The sequence below is a fragment of the Mesorhizobium sp. M7A.F.Ca.CA.002.09.1.1 genome, assembly GCF_003998555.1.
Lineage (GTDB): Bacteria > Pseudomonadota > Alphaproteobacteria > Rhizobiales > Rhizobiaceae > Mesorhizobium > Mesorhizobium ciceri.
Genome location: NZ_RZRR01001107.1, coordinates 1 through 1546, shown reverse-complemented (window position 1 = coordinate 1546; position 1546 = coordinate 1). Strand labels below are relative to the sequence as shown.

General features: G+C 63.8%; 2 protein-coding genes and 1 pseudogene. 2 read left to right on the top strand and 1 reads right to left on the bottom strand.

The annotated features are described in order from the left end of the window. Positions 1-454 (bottom strand): annotated as a pseudogene (locus EN994_RS30725) (hypothetical protein); the annotation flags it as partial. A gap of 125 nt (positions 455-579) precedes the next feature. Between EN994_RS30725 and EN994_RS30720 the strand changes: the two are divergent. Continuing rightward, the gene (locus EN994_RS30720; protein WP_063168099.1) at positions 580-921 is read left to right on the top strand and encodes a hypothetical protein; all 342 of its coding nucleotides are present in this window, start codon (positions 580-582) and stop codon (positions 919-921) included. Between the two features lie 19 nt (positions 922-940). After that, on the top strand, positions 941-1480 hold the full coding sequence (locus EN994_RS30715) for a gamma carbonic anhydrase family protein (protein WP_024503875.1): 540 nt from the start codon (positions 941-943) through the stop codon (positions 1478-1480). The last annotated feature ends 66 nt before the right edge of the window (positions 1481-1546 follow it).

The window sequence follows — 1546 nt, the reverse complement described above, 5'->3', positions numbered from 1 at the left end:
CAGGCCCGGCAGTGCCGGGTCGGATGATCAGCGCGCTGTAGATCGGCGCGAAGCGGCCGCTCATGTCACGCGACATCATCTGCTGTTCGAAGGACAGGAAGACGATGCTTTTGGCTGTTCCCGTATGGTTGAAATCATCTCGCGCGGCCTCGCTGTAGCCGTCCATCTGGGGATAGCGCAGATAGAGGTCGAGCCGCGAGGCGATGCCGTCGCGCCGGGCCTGGGCGAAACGGATGGCATTGGCCGGGACCGTGATGACATTGTTGCCGATCACCACCTGGTGGGCTGTTGCGTCGTCGGTGTATCCGGCCATGGCGATCGAATGGCCGAACCATTTGCCGGCAAGGCTGATCGCCACCGACAACAGGGCGAGCACCGCGAACCCGTAGAGCACCCGCTTCATCAGCCTGGAATCGACCACGGTGAGTTCGTTGGCGAGCGCTGCCTGCTTCATCTCAGTCCTCGGATCTCGGGCCGCCCGTCCGCCTGCAGTGTCCCCGGGCGGCACACATCGCACGGCATGGCTCTTGCAGCCTGCATGGAACGACTGTGCAATTTCATGGTAAACGGAAAGTTAAGATGGGACCGCTGGAACTCACACTCTTTGCTTTTGCCGTCGGGTTGACGGCCTGCGGGCTGGCCGGATCGGCCATGGAACTGGTGTCGGGCCGCAAGGTCGCCTTCACCGAACCCTATGTGTCGCCGTCACATGTCTTGCGCTCGCTGCTCGCCACGGCCTGTGCGGGACCGTTCATGCTGGTCAACGACGCCATCGATGCCCGGCGTCAGCGCCGCATTTCAACGTTGGCGCTGATGTCCTGCGGCTGCACGGCAATTGCGTGGACCTTGGCGCTGGGCGTCGTCGTGCTTGCCATTGCCTCATGGTCGGTCCGTCTCCTAGGGTCCGAGCTGCCAGCTTGAGACGATTCGGAGACCAGGAATGCCGCTTTATGCGATCGATGGAACAGAGCCCAGCTTCGCCGATGCGGACTCGAACTGGATCGCGCCCGATGCGACGCTGATCGGCGACGTCAGGGTCGGACGCAATGCCGGCTTCTGGTTCGGCGCCGTCATCCGGGGCGACAATGAGCCCATCGTCATCGGTGCCGACACCAACGTGCAGGAACATACGGTCATGCACACCGATCCCGGTTTCCCGCTGACGATCGGCGAAGGCTGCACGATCGGCCACCGCGCCTTGCTGCATGGCTGCACGATCGGCGACAACAGCCTGATCGGCATGGGCGCCATCGTGCTGAACGGCGCGAAAATCGGCAGGAATTGCCTGGTCGGCGCCGGTGCGCTGGTTACCGAGGGCAAGGAATTCCCGGACAATTCGCTGATCGTCGGCTCGCCCGCCAAGGCGATCAGGGTGCTGGACGACGCGGCCGTGGCAAGGTTGCGCGGCTCGGCGGCGCATTATGTCGCCAACGGCAAGCGCTTCAAGGCGGGGTTGAAGAAGGTTTTCGAACGGCCATAGCCAGAAATGGCGGAGCCGGCCCGGGGACGGGGCCGGCTCCTTTCACCCGGTCGTTGGGGACGGGGA

What these genes read in the sequence shown, in the direction of transcription:
- EN994_RS30720 (WP_063168099.1), top strand. Translation starts at nt 580, where the DNA reads ATGGGACCGCTGGAACTCACACTCTTTGCTTTTGCCGTCGGGTTGACG.
- EN994_RS30715 (WP_024503875.1), top strand. Translation starts at nt 941, where the DNA reads ATGCCGCTTTATGCGATCGATGGAACAGAGCCCAGCTTCGCCGATGCG.